General features: G+C 40.0%; 12 protein-coding genes and 1 pseudogene. 9 read left to right on the top strand and 4 right to left on the bottom strand.

What is annotated here, in order from left to right:
* Positions 1-15 precede the first annotated feature (15 nt).
* Genes B5G52_RS03325 through B5G52_RS22160 form a run of 8 tightly spaced genes read left to right on the top strand, consistent with a single transcriptional unit; the run spans position 16 to position 8965 of the window.
* The gene (locus B5G52_RS03325) at positions 16-195 is read left to right on the top strand and encodes a hypothetical protein (protein ID WP_087531277.1); all 180 of its coding nucleotides are present in this window, start codon (positions 16-18) and stop codon (positions 193-195) included.
* A 42-nt stretch (positions 196-237) separates the two neighbouring features.
* Complete coding sequence (locus tag B5G52_RS03320; protein WP_176372490.1) at positions 238-807, top strand: restriction endonuclease subunit S; 570 nt, start codon at positions 238-240, stop codon at positions 805-807.
* Positions 804-2321 carry a type I restriction-modification system subunit M gene (locus tag B5G52_RS03315; protein ID WP_087531275.1) on the top strand — a complete coding sequence of 506 codons (1518 nt, stop codon included), beginning with the start codon at positions 804-806 and terminating at the stop codon, positions 2319-2321. The genes B5G52_RS03320 and B5G52_RS03315 overlap by 4 nt, the downstream gene beginning before the upstream one ends.
* A complete protein-coding gene (locus B5G52_RS03310) occupies positions 2311-3480 on the top strand; it encodes a restriction endonuclease subunit S (protein WP_087531274.1) in 1170 nt (389 codons plus the stop codon). The genes B5G52_RS03315 and B5G52_RS03310 overlap by 11 nt, the downstream gene beginning before the upstream one ends.
* Before the next feature lie 10 nt (positions 3481-3490).
* Positions 3491-4726, top strand: a complete 1236-nt coding sequence (locus B5G52_RS03305) for a DUF6161 domain-containing protein (protein WP_087531273.1) — start codon at positions 3491-3493, stop codon at positions 4724-4726.
* A 3-nt stretch (positions 4727-4729) separates the two neighbouring features.
* Positions 4730-8023 (top strand): type I restriction endonuclease subunit R, encoded by a 3294-nt coding sequence (locus tag B5G52_RS03300; RefSeq protein ID WP_087531272.1) that lies wholly within the window; start codon positions 4730-4732, stop codon positions 8021-8023.
* Between the two features lie 5 nt (positions 8024-8028).
* Positions 8029-8856 (top strand): M48 family metallopeptidase, encoded by an 828-nt coding sequence (locus tag B5G52_RS03295; protein ID WP_087531271.1) that lies wholly within the window; start codon positions 8029-8031, stop codon positions 8854-8856.
* Positions 8849-8965 carry an ankyrin repeat domain-containing protein gene (locus tag B5G52_RS22160; protein ID WP_140394292.1) on the top strand — a complete coding sequence of 39 codons (117 nt, stop codon included), beginning with the start codon at positions 8849-8851 and terminating at the stop codon, positions 8963-8965. The genes B5G52_RS03295 and B5G52_RS22160 overlap by 8 nt, the downstream gene beginning before the upstream one ends.
* Positions 8966-9236: 271 nt before the next feature.
* Here the strand turns inward: B5G52_RS22160 and B5G52_RS03290 are convergent, their stop codons facing one another.
* From B5G52_RS03290 to B5G52_RS03275, 4 genes are read right to left on the bottom strand one after another with little or no spacing between them, the layout of a single operon-like run.
* The gene (locus B5G52_RS03290; RefSeq protein WP_087531270.1) at positions 9237-9653 is read right to left on the bottom strand and encodes a hypothetical protein; all 417 of its coding nucleotides are present in this window, start codon (positions 9651-9653) and stop codon (positions 9237-9239) included.
* Complete coding sequence (locus B5G52_RS03285) at positions 9643-11697, bottom strand: hypothetical protein (RefSeq protein ID WP_087531269.1); 2055 nt, start codon at positions 11695-11697, stop codon at positions 9643-9645. The genes B5G52_RS03290 and B5G52_RS03285 overlap by 11 nt, the downstream gene beginning before the upstream one ends.
* Positions 11694-13655, bottom strand: coding sequence for a hypothetical protein (locus B5G52_RS03280; protein WP_087531268.1), 1962 nt, complete (start codon positions 13653-13655; stop codon positions 11694-11696). Before B5G52_RS03280 ends, B5G52_RS03285 begins: the two co-directional genes overlap by 4 nt.
* Positions 13648-15138 carry a hypothetical protein gene (locus B5G52_RS03275; RefSeq protein WP_087531267.1) on the bottom strand — a complete coding sequence of 497 codons (1491 nt, stop codon included), beginning with the start codon at positions 15136-15138 and terminating at the stop codon, positions 13648-13650. The genes B5G52_RS03280 and B5G52_RS03275 overlap by 8 nt, the downstream gene beginning before the upstream one ends.
* Before the next feature lie 75 nt (positions 15139-15213).
* Here B5G52_RS03275 and B5G52_RS03270 point away from each other — a divergent pair.
* Positions 15214-15990, top strand: a pseudogene (locus tag B5G52_RS03270) (glutamate synthase-related protein); the annotation flags it as partial.
* Position 15991 lies beyond the last annotated feature (1 nt).

Genomic DNA, 15991 nt, shown 5'->3' with positions numbered 1-15991 from the left:
AACAGGAGTAAGCCTATGCATGACACAAAGTATCAAAAGAAACACCAAAGTTCTAGTTATTTAAAGCAGGCTATTTTAAATGCTTGTTTTATAGCTATCTTCCAAACTATTCCGCATTTATCGTTTGAATGGCACACAAACGGGAGTTTTGGGGAGTTTCAATTTGAGCAACAAGTGATTTTTACGATTTCTTAAAGGATAAGGGGGAGCAATCCCCCTTAAAGTACCATGATAAAGTTGAAAAATCTTACAGAGATTCGATTAGGGATGGCCTTTAAGTCAGCAATTAAAGACTTAGGGAAACAAGGAATCGTATCATTAATTCAGGCAAAAGATATTCTACCTGAAGGCTTAAGTTATAACTTAGTAACACCTACTGTAAACCCTGAGTCAGATCTAGGTCATCATATTATTAAGAAAGGAGAATTATTAATTAGACTAAGAGGGCCAGTTTTTTCATCGATTGTATTTGATAAAAATTATCGAGCAGTTACCACAAACCAGGTTGCAGTAATATCATGCGACGATAGTAAGATTAACCCGTATTATTTAAATTGGTATTTGAACTCTAAACACGGACGTCGGTACTTTGATAGTCAAAATGAAGGGACGAATATTAACAAGATAAGCTCAAAGGCATTAAATGAAATGGAAATTATGTTACCAAGCTTAGAAACTCAGCTAAATATAACAAAAGTTCATAACAACTGGCTTAAACAAAGAGCTATTCACCAACAACTTATTAGTAACGGAGATATGATGAACGAAAGTATCTGCGATGCAATCTATATGGATAAGAGCAAATGACAAACACTCAAATTAACCAAAATGAAATCAACAAAGCAGTATGGGCCGCCTGCGACACCTTCCGTGGTGTGATCAGTGCCGATACCTATAAAGACTTCATCCTCACCATGCTGTTTTTAAAGTACATCTCTGATGTGTATAAAGACGAATACAACAAACTTGTTGCGCAATATGGTGATAATCCAGAGCTGATCCACGCCATGATGTCGAAGCAACGCTTTGTGTTGCCAGAGGGCGCAAGTTTCTGGGATTTATACGAAAAGCGTTATGAAGCAGGTAACGGTGAGCGTATTGATAAAGCCCTACACGCACTAGAGGAAGCTAACGGCAGCAAGCTTAAAAACGTATTCCAAGACATCAGTTTTAACACTGACCGCCTAGGCCAAGAAAAACAAAAAAACGATTTACTACGCCATTTATTAGAAGACTTTGGTAAAGACATTTTAAACCTAAGCACAGAGCGTGTAGGCAGCTTAGATATTATCGGTAACGCCTATGAATACCTCATTAAACACTTTGCCGCAGGCAGTGGCGCGACAGCTGGTGAATACTACACCCCGCCTGAAGTCTCAACCCTTTTAGCCACCGTTTTAGAACCCGTTGAGGGCGACCAAATATGTGACCCTTGTACAGGCAGTGGCTCGCTGCTATTAAAATGTGGCGCTATGGTGCGTAAAAACTCTGGCTCCAAGAAATACGCATTATTTGGGCAAGAAGCGATTGGCTCTACTTGGGCATTAGCCAAAATGAACATGTTCCTACACGGTGAAGACAACCACCGTATTGAATGGGGCGACACCATTCGTAACCCATTGCTGCTTGATAAAGACGGCAACGGCTTATTGCACTTTGATGTAGTAACAGCTAACCCACCGTTCAGCCTCGACAAATGGGGGCATGACGATGCCAGTAGCGACCCTTATGGGCGTTTCCGCCGTGGTGTACCACCAAAAACCAAAGGCGATTATGCGTTTATTAGCCACATGATTGAAACACTAAAACCAGACACTGGCCGTATGGCGGTAGTAGTGCCACATGGCGTGCTGTTTCGTGCATCAAGCGAGTGGAAAATTCGTAAACAATTGATTGAAGAAAACTTGCTGGATACCGTCATTGGCCTGCCAGAAAAGTTGTTCTTCGGCACAGGTATACCAGCAGCTATATTGATATTTAAAAAGTACAAAACAGACAAAAACGTATTGTTTATTGATGCCAGTCGTGAGTTCAAATCAGGCAAAAACCAAAACCAGTTAACTGATGATAATATTCAAAAGATCATCGACACTTGTAAAGCTCGTGAAAGCGTTGATAAATACGCATATCTTGCCAGTTTTGACGAAATAAAAGAGAACGACTTTAACCTCAACATCCCTCGCTACGTTGATACCTTTGAAGAAGAAGCAGAAATTGATTTAGTGGCAGTGCGCACTGAACGTGTCCAGCTTAAAAGTGAACTGCAAACCCTTGAAGTAGAAATGGAAGGTTACTTAAAGGAGTTGGGTTATGGTGCCTAATGGTTGGTTAAACAAAAGCATAGATGACAATATTTCATTTTCTGGAGGCTCACAACCTCCACGTGATACATTTAAATTTGAGCCTTCTGAAGGATACATAAGGCTTATACAAATAAGAGACTATAAGACTGATAAATTTGTCACCTATGTTCCGAAACATTTAGCCAAGAAATTCTGTTCAAAGGATGACGTGATGATTGGTAGGTATGGGCCACCAATTTTTCAAATTCTTCGGGGGATTGAAGGGGCTTATAATGTTGCATTAATTAAAGCGTCACCTAAAAAAGGCGTTGATCAGGAGTTTATGTACTACTTCTTAAAGAGGGATGATTTACTTCAAATTATCGAATCTTATTCGCAAAGAACATCAGGGCAAACTGGGATTGAAATGGACGTTTTAAAGTCATTCCCAATGCACTTACCTCCACTTCCTGAACAACGCAAAATCGCCAAAATCCTATCCACTTGGGACAAAGCGATTAGCACCACCGAGCGTCTAATCGACAACAGCAAGCAGCAGAAAAAAGCCCTCATGCAACAACTGCTCACAGGCAAAAAGCGCCTACTTGATGATTCAGGTAAACCGTTTGAGGGGGAGTGGGAAGAAGTTAAGTTGGCTGATGTCGTTGAATTTAATAACGGTAAAGGTCACGAAAAGCATATTGTTGAAGATGGCAAATACTTAGTCGTAAATTCTAAATATATTTCATCTGATGGACTCGTGAAAAAAACTACTGACTCCGCCTTTTGCTTAGCTAATGTGGGAGATGTTTTAATGGTCATGAGTGATGTGCCAAATGGAAAGGCTATTGCAAAATGTTTGTACGTGGATACTTCTGAAAAATTCACTGTAAATCAGCGTGTTGCTAGGTTTCGTCCAAAATCAATCAACTCAATCTTTTTATATTACACCTTAAACAGAAATAGCTATTACTTACAATTTGACGATGGTGTAAAACAAACAAATCTTCGCAAAGATGAGGTGTTGGATTGTCCAGTTTTTAGACCAAGTGATGAAGAACAACAAAAAATTGCCTCTGTATTAGTTAATGCAGACCAAGAAATCGAGTTATTAGAACAACAACTCGCTGACCTAAAACAAGAGAAAAAAGCGCTGATGCAGCAACTGTTAACTGGCAAGCGTAGAGTCTCGGTATAAGGAGCTTGAAATGAAAGACAAGGAAATATCCGTTCAGCTAACTGATATAAATGGGTTTAGACAAGACTTTAAAAGCCTTAGAGCGTTGCATAACTTTGCAAAAAAAGAGTTGCAAGTCTGGTCTGAACATTATGAAGCTGTAAATGCGAAAAACAGTCGAAATATTTCAGACCCAACATTGTCCGCACATAATTATTTTAAAACATTAGTAAACACTATCGACAGTTGGCAAGATGAACTAGCTAAATGGGATGACGCAACGTTTCAACAAAAAATGATTGAGTTAAACCAAAACTCAATTCGACATTTATCAAGCAGGTGGCTTTGGAGTGGCGATGCTACTTCAGAGACTTTTGTAAACTGTTTTATTGAGCATAATGAACAGACAGCAGCCGCCTTCCTCAAATATGTTACAAAGCGTCAGGTTGAAACTAATCAAAACAATATCGATAGCTTTAATGGTGCTATGTTGGGCTACGAATTTGTTAATCAAGCTTCAGAAATAACTAAGCGCAGGAATGGTGAAAAAGTATCACTGGGGCACTTACGTAACTCATTTTCCGATGCCAAAAATGAGTTATTTTCTGAGGTCGATGATTTAAAGAAAGGTATTAACGAATGGGATGAGGATACCAGAGTTCAATTCAACAGGCTTTTTAAAGCCAATAAATACCTTGGTGAAAGGCGGATAAAACACCACAACAAACAATTCGATGAAAAGCTTCACGATTGGAGTTCTGCAATTGGGGAGTTAGAAAAAACTTACGAAGAGAAACTGAGACTCAAAAAACCCGCTGAATACTGGAAAAATGCAGCAAGTAAGTATGGCAGACAAGCCATATTGTGGACGCTAAGTATCATAGCGCTTTCTTTATTGGGGTTAGTATATTTTCGAGAGTTTTTTGTTACTTGGCTGCAAGGTCAAGAGACCGATGTGAAGCTAAATACAATTCAAGGCGTTATTCTTTTTGGCTCATTTGCTGCTGCCTTTGCGTATTTAATGAAAGTGCTTTCCAGACTAGCATTTAGCTCGTTCCATTTAATGCGTGACGCAGAAGAAAGAGAACAACTCACTTATTTATATCTCTCCCTAATCAATGAATCAGAATTAGACAAAGATGCTAGAGATATTGTTTTACAAGCTCTATTTAGTAGAACTGAAACTGGTTTGTTACAGCAAGAGCATGGCCCAACAATGCCCGGAGTTGGTGAAATTGTAAAAAACTTATCTAAAGGACGGTCGTAGCGAATGGATAAACAAACTCCCAACTTCCAAGAAGAATTCAGCGCAAAAATACCCGCACTGACATTGTTAACCAACTTGGGTTACACCTTCATTCCCCCAAGTGAATGCGAAGCGCTACGTGGCAATACTTTAGCAAACGAAAAGAAAAGCACTCATCAGGTTATTTTACTCCCTGTAATGCGTGCTTTCTTAGCAAAGCAAACGTTCTCGTTTGCAGGTAAGCAACATACATTATCAGAGGCAGCAATTGATAAGGTGATGCATGAGCTGAATCCTGCTATGAACCTAGGGTTAAAAGCAGCCAGCGAGAAAATCTACAATGCGTTGATGTACGGCATTAGTGTCACTGAATTCATAGACGGTAAAAAAGCTTCCCCCACTATAAAGCTGATTGATTGGCATAACATCGACAACAACCACTTTCATTGTACCGAAGAATTAGTGGTTCAGAATGCCGAAGGTACTGGTAATCGAATTCCAGATATTGTGTGTTTTGTGAATGGATTGCCATTAGTGGTTATAGAGGCGAAGCGCCCTGATTCTAATAAAGAAGGTAAATCGACCAACGCTGAAGCGATTTCTCAGCACATTCGAAACCAAGGTCAGGCTGAAATTCCTCACTTGTATGCCTATAGCCAATTGCTACTAGCAGTAAATGGGCATGAAGGCTTATATGCCACATGCGGCACCCCTGAAAAGTTTTGGGCTAAGTGGAAGGAAGAACAAATACCTGATGCGGAATTTGTCAGGCTAAAAAATCATAAACTGAGCGATCAACAATTAAATGGGCTGTTTAATCATCGTTCTGCCAAAGCGAAAAATGACTACCTTTCATTGGTCGCAGCAGGAGACTTAACCGTTACCGACCAAGATAGGCTTATTGTTAGCTTGCTTCGCCCTGAGCGCCTGCTTGATATGACTCGCCTGTTTACCTTGTTTGATAAAAAAGCAGGCAAGATTGTAGCTCGATATCAACAGGTATTTGGCATAAAAGCACTTATTGAACGCATTAATACGTTTGATGATTCAGGTGCTCGTGAAGGTGGAGTTATTTGGCACACCACAGGCAGCGGTAAGTCATTTACTATGGTGTTTTTATCCAAAGCACTTATTTGGCTAGAAGAGTTGGCGCAATGCCGAGTGATCATCGTAACAGACCGTGTGGACTTGGAAGATCAGCTAAGCCGAACCTTTGCATCTGGTGGTGTATTAACTGACCGAGATAAAAAAGATGCGATGGCAACAACTGGTAAGCGTTTAGCTGAACAAATTGGTAAAGGTAATGAGCGAGTTATCTTCTCGATCATTAACAAGTTTGGCTCAGCGATTAAGTACAAAGAATGCTACAACGACAGCCCAAACATTATTGTATTAGTGGATGAAGGCCACCGTAGTCAGAATGGTGAAAATAATATCCGTATGCAGCAAACGCTGCCTAAAGCAGCCTATATTGCCTTTACGGGGACACCACTGTTAAAAGACGATAAGACTGAAAATAAATTCGGTAAAATTATTCACTCTTACACCATGCAGCAAGCGGTTGAAGATAAAACCGTGACTCCGCTCCTGTATGAAGAGCGTATTCCAGAGCTGAACATTAACGACAAAGCCATTGACGCTTGGTTTGAACGCAGCACCAGTAAACTTACAGATAAACAAAAAACCGATCTGAAGAAGAAGTTTTCTCAAAAAGGTCAGATATACCAAACTGAAGGCAGAATTGATTTAATTGCATACGATATTGCCGACCACTTCCAAAACTTTAAACAGCAAGGATTAAAGGGCCAGTTAGCCTGTGACTCCAAAGCCTCTGCTATTCGTTATAAGAAGGCATTGGATAAAATAGGCACGGTTACATCGGTTGTGGCGATGTCGGCTCCTGACACGCGTGAGGGGCACGATGTAGTTGATCAAGAAAGCAAAGACATTGTACAAAATTGGTGGAAAACCAATGTTGATAAAATGGACGAAAAAGCCTACACCAAAGCCATTATTGAAGACTTTGGCAGAGATGACGGCCCTGACATCATGATAGTGGTTGATAAACTGCTAACGGGCTTTGACGAGCCAAAGAACACCGTACTGTATATTGATAAACCCCTAAAAGAGCACAACCTGATTCAAGCCATTGCCCGCGTAAACCGTCTGCATAGTAAAAAGCAGTTTGGTTACTTAATTGATTACCGAGGCATTTTAAAAGAGCTTGATACCACCATTGAGAAATATCAAGACCTTGCAGAACGTACCCAAGGCGGTTTTGATATTGACGATCTGAAAGGTTTGTATAATCGCATGGATACGGAATACAAAAAACTTCCGGGGCTGCATAGCGATTTATGGGCGATATTTGATGGGGTTAAAAACAAGCAAGATGGCCCAGCACTTCGCCAAGCGTTAGCGCCTAAAGTGCAAGATGTCGATGGCAAGCTTGTCGATACCAACCTTAAAAAGCGTGATGACTTTTACTCAGCTCTAACTGCATTTTCAAACTGTATGAAAGTAGCATTGCAATCAGCAACCTACTTTGAAGATAAGTCTTTCGATAACAAACGTGACTTGTACAAACGTGACCTAAAAGCCTTTGTCGATTTGCGCAAGCAAGTACGTGAAGATGCCGATGAAACCATTAATTATGATGAATACGCAGAAGATATACGTAGCTTACTCGATAAACACATAGCGGGTATTGAAGTAAAAGAGCCAGATGGCGCATATTTAGTGGGTAACTTGGGCAAAGACGTTAAGCCGCAGGATATGAGTGATGACGAGGCTCGTAACCAAACAGATAAAATCACTGGCCGTATCACCAAGATGATTGAGCAAGACTTAGCAGATGACCCTTATGCTCAAGAATATTTCTCTAAGATGCTTAAAAAGGCGATTGAAGATGCCAAAGCGATGTTTGATGCACCAGTAAAGCAGTACATATTGTTCGCTGATTTTGAGCAAGAAGTGAAAGACCGCAAAATGGCTGATGTTCCCAATGACTTTATGGATGACGCAGGCAAGTTAAACAAACATGCCCAAGCCTATTTTGGCCTGTTCAAACATTTATTCGATAGTGAGCTTTTAACTGAAAAGGCACTGGATAACGATAAGCTGGTAGCGCTTGCTTTTGATATTGACGCTGTCGTAAATGATGCGGTTGCTGAGTATTCCATTAACCCTGCGGAGATTGAAAACGCTATTCACATGAAGTTATTACCTATACTGTTTGCTGAGCTTGGCCTTGATAACGCACAAAAGCTGATTGAAGAAGTGTTAAAGATAACCCGATTAGGCATAGCTAGAGGCTAATGTAAGTGACGCAAAAAACGGTAGCCGCTGCTATTCATTCTGAAAAAAGCAGCGCAACAACCAAAGAACACGGTGTTTTTACTTATGGTAACGACACCATTTGCTATGACGTTATTCGTAAACCAAAGCCTAGTGATACCGCTAAAAAAGTAGCACGTAAGGTCATTATTAAGGTTCACCCTGATCAACGTGTTGTTGCAACTGTACCTTATGATGCGAGCGAAGATGCTATTGTTGATGCCATGCACAAGCGTGCAAGGTGGGTATGGCAAAGCATTAATGACTTCGCAAAGCAAAAAGATACGGTATCACATAAGCGTTATGTGAGTGGCGAAACGCAATTTTATTTGGGAAAGCGTTATGTGCTCAAGGTTATTGTTGATACTGAAAAAGTGCCCAATGTGAAGCTCAGCCGAGGCAAATTGAACGTCACAATAAAGGATGAAGCTAGTAAAAGTATTGATGATCGGGTGATTAAAATTAAACCACTTATCGACAAATGGTATCAACATAAAGCAAAAGCCATTTTTCACGAGCGGCTTGCAGAACTACTGCCAAAAGCCACTTGGGTAAAAGGCATTCCATCTTTTCGTGTAATGGCAATGAAAAAGCAATGGGGAAGCTGCTCAAGCAAAGGTAACTTGATGCTAAACCCTCACTTAATTAAAGCCCCTAAGGAGTGTATAGATTATGTGATACTACATGAGCTTTGCCATATTGCAGAACACAATCACAGCGAGCGTTTCTGGCGTTTGCTAACGCAAGTGATGCCAAATTGGAAAGAAGTCAAGGCTAAGCTAGATGACATGGCGGAGTTGTATTTGAATGAGTAACAAGTCAAACGATATTGAAAAACAAGACAATGACGGTTGGACACCTTTGATGCTAGCTGTTTTGCGTGGAGAGTTAGATAATATTCTGAGTTACTTCAAAGATCGCTGAGGATATTGTTATCGATTGGCGCTCAGTCGAATAACTGGATTCATAAGCCGAATAAGCAGTTCGATGAAAAGAGTGCTTTATTAATAATGCTTGCAGGTGGTTTGGATGAGCTAGAAATGATAGCTAATTACTTACAAGATCAAGTGAATTTAATGTATGGATCTCCTTGAATTGCACTAGTGTAATTACCTGTATTAGTTCAGACAAGATCTGACAGTTGCCTATATTAAAAAACTGGTAAACTGTCAGAGCAAGCCTGAGCTAGTACATTTCAACTTTCATCGTTGAAGTCACTTAGCTTTACGTTATTTTTTCTATTAAAGGTAAGAATCTTACCGTGGCTTTTCAACTGTTCTATTTCTGAAAGCAACTCCCAAACCTGATTTTCTAACGATACAATTTTTTCTAGCGCTTTACTGTACTTTTTTTTGTAGTCATCGGCATTAGCCTTGTAAATTTCTTTCTTTGCTTTTTCTTGTTCTTCGGCTGATATTGCTGATAATTTAGCCTGCTCCTCGGCTGCATCGTTAATTGCTTTCACTAAATCAGGCATACGATCGCTTCTGATCGCAGAAGGTTTATTTCCAACTTCTCTTGCTACAGCGTCCGCGCTAATTTTCACCCCTTTACGAATCAGCTTGGCAAGAGCTTTTCTGTAAATATCTTCAGCATTACTTTTACTTGTCATACTTAATGGCCTCGCTATAGGTGTCAATCGTTTTCATGAGCTTTTTCTCCTCATCTTTCAATTGCTTGAAAAACAAACTTCCCTTTGGAAATAGTGATAGTTGTCGTTGCAAACGGTTAAGAGCAGAAACTAGTTTGTTAATGGTTTCTGAGTTGTTTATAGCCCAAGTGCAAGGAACGCAACTGTCGATGACGGTTAAACTAATTTTGTCACAAGGTTCAGGATTAGTGCATCCGCCTAAAGGCCCTTCTTTGTATGTCATCTGACCTTGCTTAAACCGCTCTAAGGTAGACTCCCTATCTTCAACTATAACTAGCGGTATACCCCTCTGCTTTGCTGAATCTATTCTGTTTCCTTCCCCTCCCCAAAGGCGGTCTGAACTGTTCATCACCTCCTTCTCAAACAATAAAAACTCAGATAGTTTCCGTTCCAGTTCAATTGTTCTAATTAGTCCAGCAACATCCTCTAGCCCCTCATCTTCTGAGTTGATAATATTAACCGCCCATGCTGAACGGTTTTGGTAATACAGAGTCATTTCTTTTGTTAGGTGCTTAAATTGATGCTTTAGAACACCTAATGATACATCTTTAGATCTTGCGGCATAGACAGCTAACGAGCGTCTGCATTGGTGTGGAGCAATAGGCCAGTGCTCACCTAGCTTAATAGAGTCACTTCCTTCCCAGTCACGAAACGCCATAAATTTATTAAGCTCTTCAATATCTTCCTGCGTAACGACTATGCCATCAATAGATTTATGGTAAGGATGTTTAGTCCAAGTTTGAAGAGGGGCGCTAGGATACGTCCAAGTGCTAGAATCATTGTTGTGCTTAGTGATCGTAAAAGCTGGAAAAAGTGGGTACATACCGATATTTTTCTCGGACATGTCAAAACTATTTATGAAGCCGTTTACTTGGGCAATAGCCTTCGCAACGATGATCGCTTTCTCAATAATAGGCCCGCTTATCCATTCGGCAGGTATTAGCTGACCTGTCCCTAACGTTTTATGCGTATACCCTTTAATTGTTACTGTTTTACCTGACTTAGTAATTGCTGTTTGTAAACAGTTGAACGGGAGCTTTAACATTTCACCACGCCGCATTCCTGTAAAAAGCATGATCCAATACCTACATACCCAAGCTTTTCTTAATAAGTACAGCCGTAAGCTTTTCCAATTATCTATACCTAATCGATTAAAATTTCTCTGTAGTCCAAATTTTTTTATTTCTTCGCTCCACAGAGTAGCACCTTTGATTCCCTTTACTTTTGAATGCGGCCTTCCAAAAGCCTCATAGCCTTTCGAATGTTCAAATGAATATCTCGCTTCATATAGACGAACAATCTTCGAGGCAATTTTTTTTGCTTCATCAAGCTCACCACTCAATGAGCTTATAAACTCAGCATAGATTCTGGATGGGATAATAGGTGTTTGGCTAAGTTCATAGTCGATATCTTCTATACTTACTTCAACTGAAGCCAAGGCATGAAGAAGCTCGAATATCGGAGTTGCGCGTGTTTGGTGAAGATCATTGAGCTTGTTTTCACTTGTGAAAACAGCTATTTCATCTATCAATCGCAATAGATGCCGCTGAGTATCTTTTGCTGCGTTACTATAATTATTGACTATTAACGAATGATATTTATCTTCTATCAAGAGATTAAATATCGTTGTTCTTTTGCTATGTGCCAGTTTTGCCAAAAGATTTAAGGGTGCCATTTTGAAACTATTAGGGACACGCTTTGTCTTTGTATAGCAAAATAAACGAGCAAACATTATTTGTTTCATTTGCCCTGTTATTTGAGTTGTCAGGTCATTCGTATTTGCATTGTCGTCCAGCCAGCTAGTGAACCTAAATATAGCTCTTTCGCCTGAAGGATTTAAGGTGGATAAGTCCCAACTTTTACTTCCATATGTGCTCTTTACTGAGCCATCTCTACCACGAGATATGACAAACGCATCTCCCTTGATAGACAGTAGCTCTGGATCGTCGGGTAATAACTCAGGAACATAGCTCCCATCAACTTTAAATGCTTCCAGCACACTCATGTAACCACTCCAATATCAATCAGAGCATCTAAGTGGATACTCCAGAACTCATCCAATTCCTCGTTTTCTTCTACTTCCCTCGATATTTTTTTAATAAGTTTGCTTTCATCTGAAAGAGTAGAAGATATTTCGTCTAATATTTCATCAATACGATATATGATAGTTCCCCAACGCGATTCATAATCTTCAAGAGTTCCTCTACTGCCACGAATGTTAGTGGCTAAGTAGCGTATACTCAGCAATCTTCTGATGTCTGTTTCGTCGGCATGAACTGCATATTTATCGCAAAAGAGACAATTTTCAAACTTCCGACAATCAGGCTGTGGGGCATGTTCGGTAAACCCATCTATCAAATGAGCGTTATTTAGTTCATTACACTGACCAGCAGGGATTTCGTCGCCCTTACCAGTATAAAGCACTGCTACATCAATTTTATTTTTTGTTCGGGTTTTATCCTTTGCCCAGCGATGAACGCTGTCAACATAACTACTTAGTTCCTTGTGTGCATCATCAGGATGAACCTTCAAGTAGCTTTTTCTTTCAACCTCAACTGAATGGTCACTTAAAGAGGCAGACTTTTCAATATCGCCTTCAGCAAGCTTGTTAATTTCAAGAACCCTATGATCACGAGCTTCGCTGCAAAGAACCCAATTGAAATTATCATATAAATTTTTCAACAAGAGACTCGTAGGACTATTTCTAGCAAGTGCGCCCTTGGCTAATTTCTCAGAGCCAGTGGTTAAAACAAACTTTACAAAAATCCATTTTGATTCCATCCCTAACCCACGCAATATATATTGTCGTAAGTCTAATATTTTTTGCATTATCGGGACAAACCTCACTCCAAATTCGGGATAAACTGTGCGTCCTTTCGCTCTTAGCTTCGTTCCACTGGTTCTCCAACTTTTTGTCGTTTGACTAAACTCAAGCGTGTTAACTTCAACATTGCTAACACTTGTTGTATCAGTCCCTGTTGCCATTGCAAATAACCCTGCTGCCGCTCTCATGGCATGGTTAGCTAGTCTTTTTTTTACCGTACTGTACTTATCTAACGATGCCTGATACGAATCCGTATAAGAAATTTTATACATAGTGGTACTGGACTTTCTTTTGATTTGTAGCTCAGTCAAGCCAGCATTGTATTTTCTGATATTCGAACTCCAAGTGGCATAATCCATAATCGAATCATGTGCTATAAGTTCAGCCGTTAGCCAAGCATCAGCATTTGTTACAAAGGCTGGGTGAAAATATCCGTTCGGATGGTCAGGTCTTGTAAATGAATAGGGGAGGTGCTTGTTCTTAACTAGAACCTCATGGGCCATATCAACAAATGATCGCAAACAATTAAATTGATACTCAACATCGTCGTGGGTTCGAGCAAGCTTTGCCTGTACTGCGGCACGGTCTTTGTGCGTTTCCTTCAACACTATGTGTGAAGTAAGCTTAATCTGCTTGTCCTTTAGTCCTGTGGCGAATGATATTACCTTCCGTGCTGCCGACTGAAGTACGGCAGCATAACGAGGTGCCATTTTGTCTTGCTTTCTATTGATAATTGCACCTGAGGATACCCTTTCATTTAGATGTTGTGAGTATTGCTTGTAAGCATATAGTAATGATTGGTCATTTTTAAAATCGATACTACTTTTTAAATGTTCATCAATAAAATCAAAAAAACGTATTCGGTCATGCAATTTTGTTTTTGCAGTGTCAATATTATTCTCATTTAAAAAGTCATCAGCAAGCAACGATGCAATTTCTAATCGCTTCATATCTAAACTGCTAAGAACAACCGTACAATCCTTAGCCCGAAGTGCAGGTTGTCGCTTGGTAAAGCATATTTTACCGATATCTGATTTTAGATTGTTAAATTCAATTACCGTCTGTTCGGGGTGGATTAGCTCAACATCTTTATCTTTGAAGTTGACTATAGTTTGCTTTCTAACTTCGAATTTAAGCACTCGCAACCTCTCTATTGATTATCAAACATGTACTTGCAGAGGTTTCGTCCTCAACCTCAATACTCATTTCACCAATAAGCCTGCTTTCAAATTCGCTAATGAGTTTCGCTTTCCATTTTGACCTATCTCTGTACTTCAGGTAACGCTCTGTAACAGATCTACTTTTGTGATTCAGCCTTATTTGAACAACATCTACAGCGTTTGAATAACCGATAAGCGGTTGTTTCTTTTCCTTTCGAATAAAGTTTTCTCGATCTATTAATCGATAGCAGGCTTCAAGTAAGTTCATACCGTAGGTGGCCCGTAAATCATGAATTGAAAAAGATGGGAAATGGGGATGCGTGATTCTAATTTTAGGCAAAATCTCTTGCCTAATTAATACACCTATCGCTTCCCCCTTTTTTAAGCTTTCATCTTCTATGGCATGTTCCCCATCTACTCGATAATCTGCATCGGCATCTCTTCGTTCATTCGTCTCTTTTCGGCTGGTATAATATGGAGTCCCGTTACGAGTTAGAAACAGATAATTATCATCAGACTCCCCATAAAATGAGCTTTTCCTTCTATCTATTGCTGCTTGACTATTGGCGTAAGTGAGCAAGTCGTCTAAAAGTGATTTGGGAACCCAAAGTTGCCCTAATCTTCCTTTCTTACCGTCTAAATCGTAGGAGCCACCGTAGGGAATTATCGCGTATCCATCCTCCCAACGAAGCACATTCTTCAAGTGCCGAATTCTAAGAGTCCCTATAGTTTGCAATCTGGCACCTGTATAAAGAGCGACTAGGAAAAATAGTTCTATTCCTCTGCTAAAGCCTTTAAGCGTATCTAATAATATTATTTGTTGAGAGGGGGTTAAGGGTTTAAGCCTACCCTCATCCATTATCGCATCAGGGTCTGATGGAGCATTATTACTAGATATAGCTAAGTCAGTTGAAGTGATGGCTAAAGACTTCGAAAAACCAGTGTTGTTTATATAAGAGATAGTTTTTTCTATTTGTTCAAAAGCAAGCCCATCTTTTATCAGCGACTTTTCCAATAACCCCCATTCAACAACCGTTTTATAGAAACTTATTACCTGATTTATTCGAGATTGAGCAGTCGAAATAGCCATTTCATTCTTAGACACAAGATCTAAAAGGTAGTTACGAAATCTATATGTTGGGCGTCTTCTCTTTTGAACGGGAAACTGAGCATAGTGCAGGTTCTCACTTTCTAGGAAGCGTAAATATTCAACTAGAGCTATGGCTTTTTGTTTATGCGTCTCAGGGTTGTATTGAGGACCTTTATAATCGAGAACTAATCTTACAAGGTATAAATTACCAATTCTCCACGGAAGAGAATTACTTTGAACAATTATTGGGAATTTTGGTAAGTATCCTGATAACTCTTTCAGGACTTGATAACCTTTTTCCTTTGAAGAAAAATCAACATGTAATTCTGTTGGATAAAACTTATTAATGTAAATTATTTTTGATTTTGACATCGAAATACCTTAACTTTGTGTCAATAACTTATTACTTTCAGTGTAGGTTATCAATGGGGTTACTTTCGGTGTAGTGCAAAGCCAGGTAAGGGCGGTATGTTACCAGGCAAAAAGGTCACCGCAGAAATTGCCGCTATTCGTGGCATACCCCAAGGACATGATTCGATTAGTCCAAATGGGCACTTAGAAGTAAAAACACCTGCAGATATATTAGATATGGTTGCTAAAGTGCGTGCAGTCACAGGCAAACCGACTGGTTTTAAAGCGGTGATCGGTGCTTATGCTTGGTTAGAAACCTTATTTGCTGAGATCAATCACCGTGGTATTGAGTCTGCACCTGACTTTATTACAATCGATAGTGCTGATGGCGGCACGGGTGCTGCGCCCCAACCGCTTATGGACTCAGTTGGGTTACCGCTTCGAGAAAGTTTACCCTTAGTCGTTAATATGCTGGAAAAGCATGGCTTACGTGAACGAATCAAAGTTATAGCATCTGGTAAGCTCATTGTGCCGTCAAAGGTAGCTTGGGCATTAGCATTGGGCGCTGACTTTGTTGTCTCTGCACGTGGTCATATGTTTGCTTTGGGGTGTATTCAAGCGCTGCAGTGCAATAAAGACACTTGCCCAACGGGGATCACAACGCATAACGAGCGTTTACAAAAAGGCTTAGATGTAGCCGATAAAGCGCAGCGTGTCGCCAACTACAATAAGTATATTCATTACGGTGCAGGTTTAATTGCCCACTCATGTGGGGTATTTAGTGCCCGAGAACTTGGCCGCCAGCATGTTCGCGTTGTGCAAGAAAATGGCCTGTCAGAGCCACTTGATAAAATGTATGAAAATTACCAATAAT

Source organism: Pseudoalteromonas sp. A601 (assembly GCF_002165575.1).
Taxonomy (GTDB): Bacteria; Pseudomonadota; Gammaproteobacteria; order Enterobacterales; family Alteromonadaceae; genus Pseudoalteromonas.
The sequence above is the reverse complement of the archived record's forward strand: the minus strand, read 5'-3'. Positions and strand labels throughout refer to the sequence as shown.

Coding starts and splice junctions, on each gene's coding strand:
- B5G52_RS03325 (WP_087531277.1), top strand. CDS start 16: ATGCATGACACAAAGTATCAAAAGAAACACCAAAGTTCTAGTTATTTA.
- B5G52_RS03315 (WP_087531275.1), top strand. CDS start 804: ATGACAAACACTCAAATTAACCAAAATGAAATCAACAAAGCAGTATGG.
- B5G52_RS03310 (WP_087531274.1), top strand. CDS start 2,311: ATGGTGCCTAATGGTTGGTTAAACAAAAGCATAGATGACAATATTTCA.
- B5G52_RS03305 (WP_087531273.1), top strand. CDS start 3,491: ATGAAAGACAAGGAAATATCCGTTCAGCTAACTGATATAAATGGGTTT.
- B5G52_RS03300 (WP_087531272.1), top strand. CDS start 4,730: ATGGATAAACAAACTCCCAACTTCCAAGAAGAATTCAGCGCAAAAATA.
- B5G52_RS22160 (WP_140394292.1), top strand. CDS start 8,849: ATGAGTAACAAGTCAAACGATATTGAAAAACAAGACAATGACGGTTGG.
- B5G52_RS03290 (WP_087531270.1), bottom strand. CDS start 9,653: ATGACAAGTAAAAGTAATGCTGAAGATATTTACAGAAAAGCTCTTGCC.
- B5G52_RS03285 (WP_087531269.1), bottom strand. CDS start 11,697: ATGAGTGTGCTGGAAGCATTTAAAGTTGATGGGAGCTATGTTCCTGAG.
- B5G52_RS03275 (WP_087531267.1), bottom strand. CDS start 15,138: ATGTCAAAATCAAAAATAATTTACATTAATAAGTTTTATCCAACAGAA.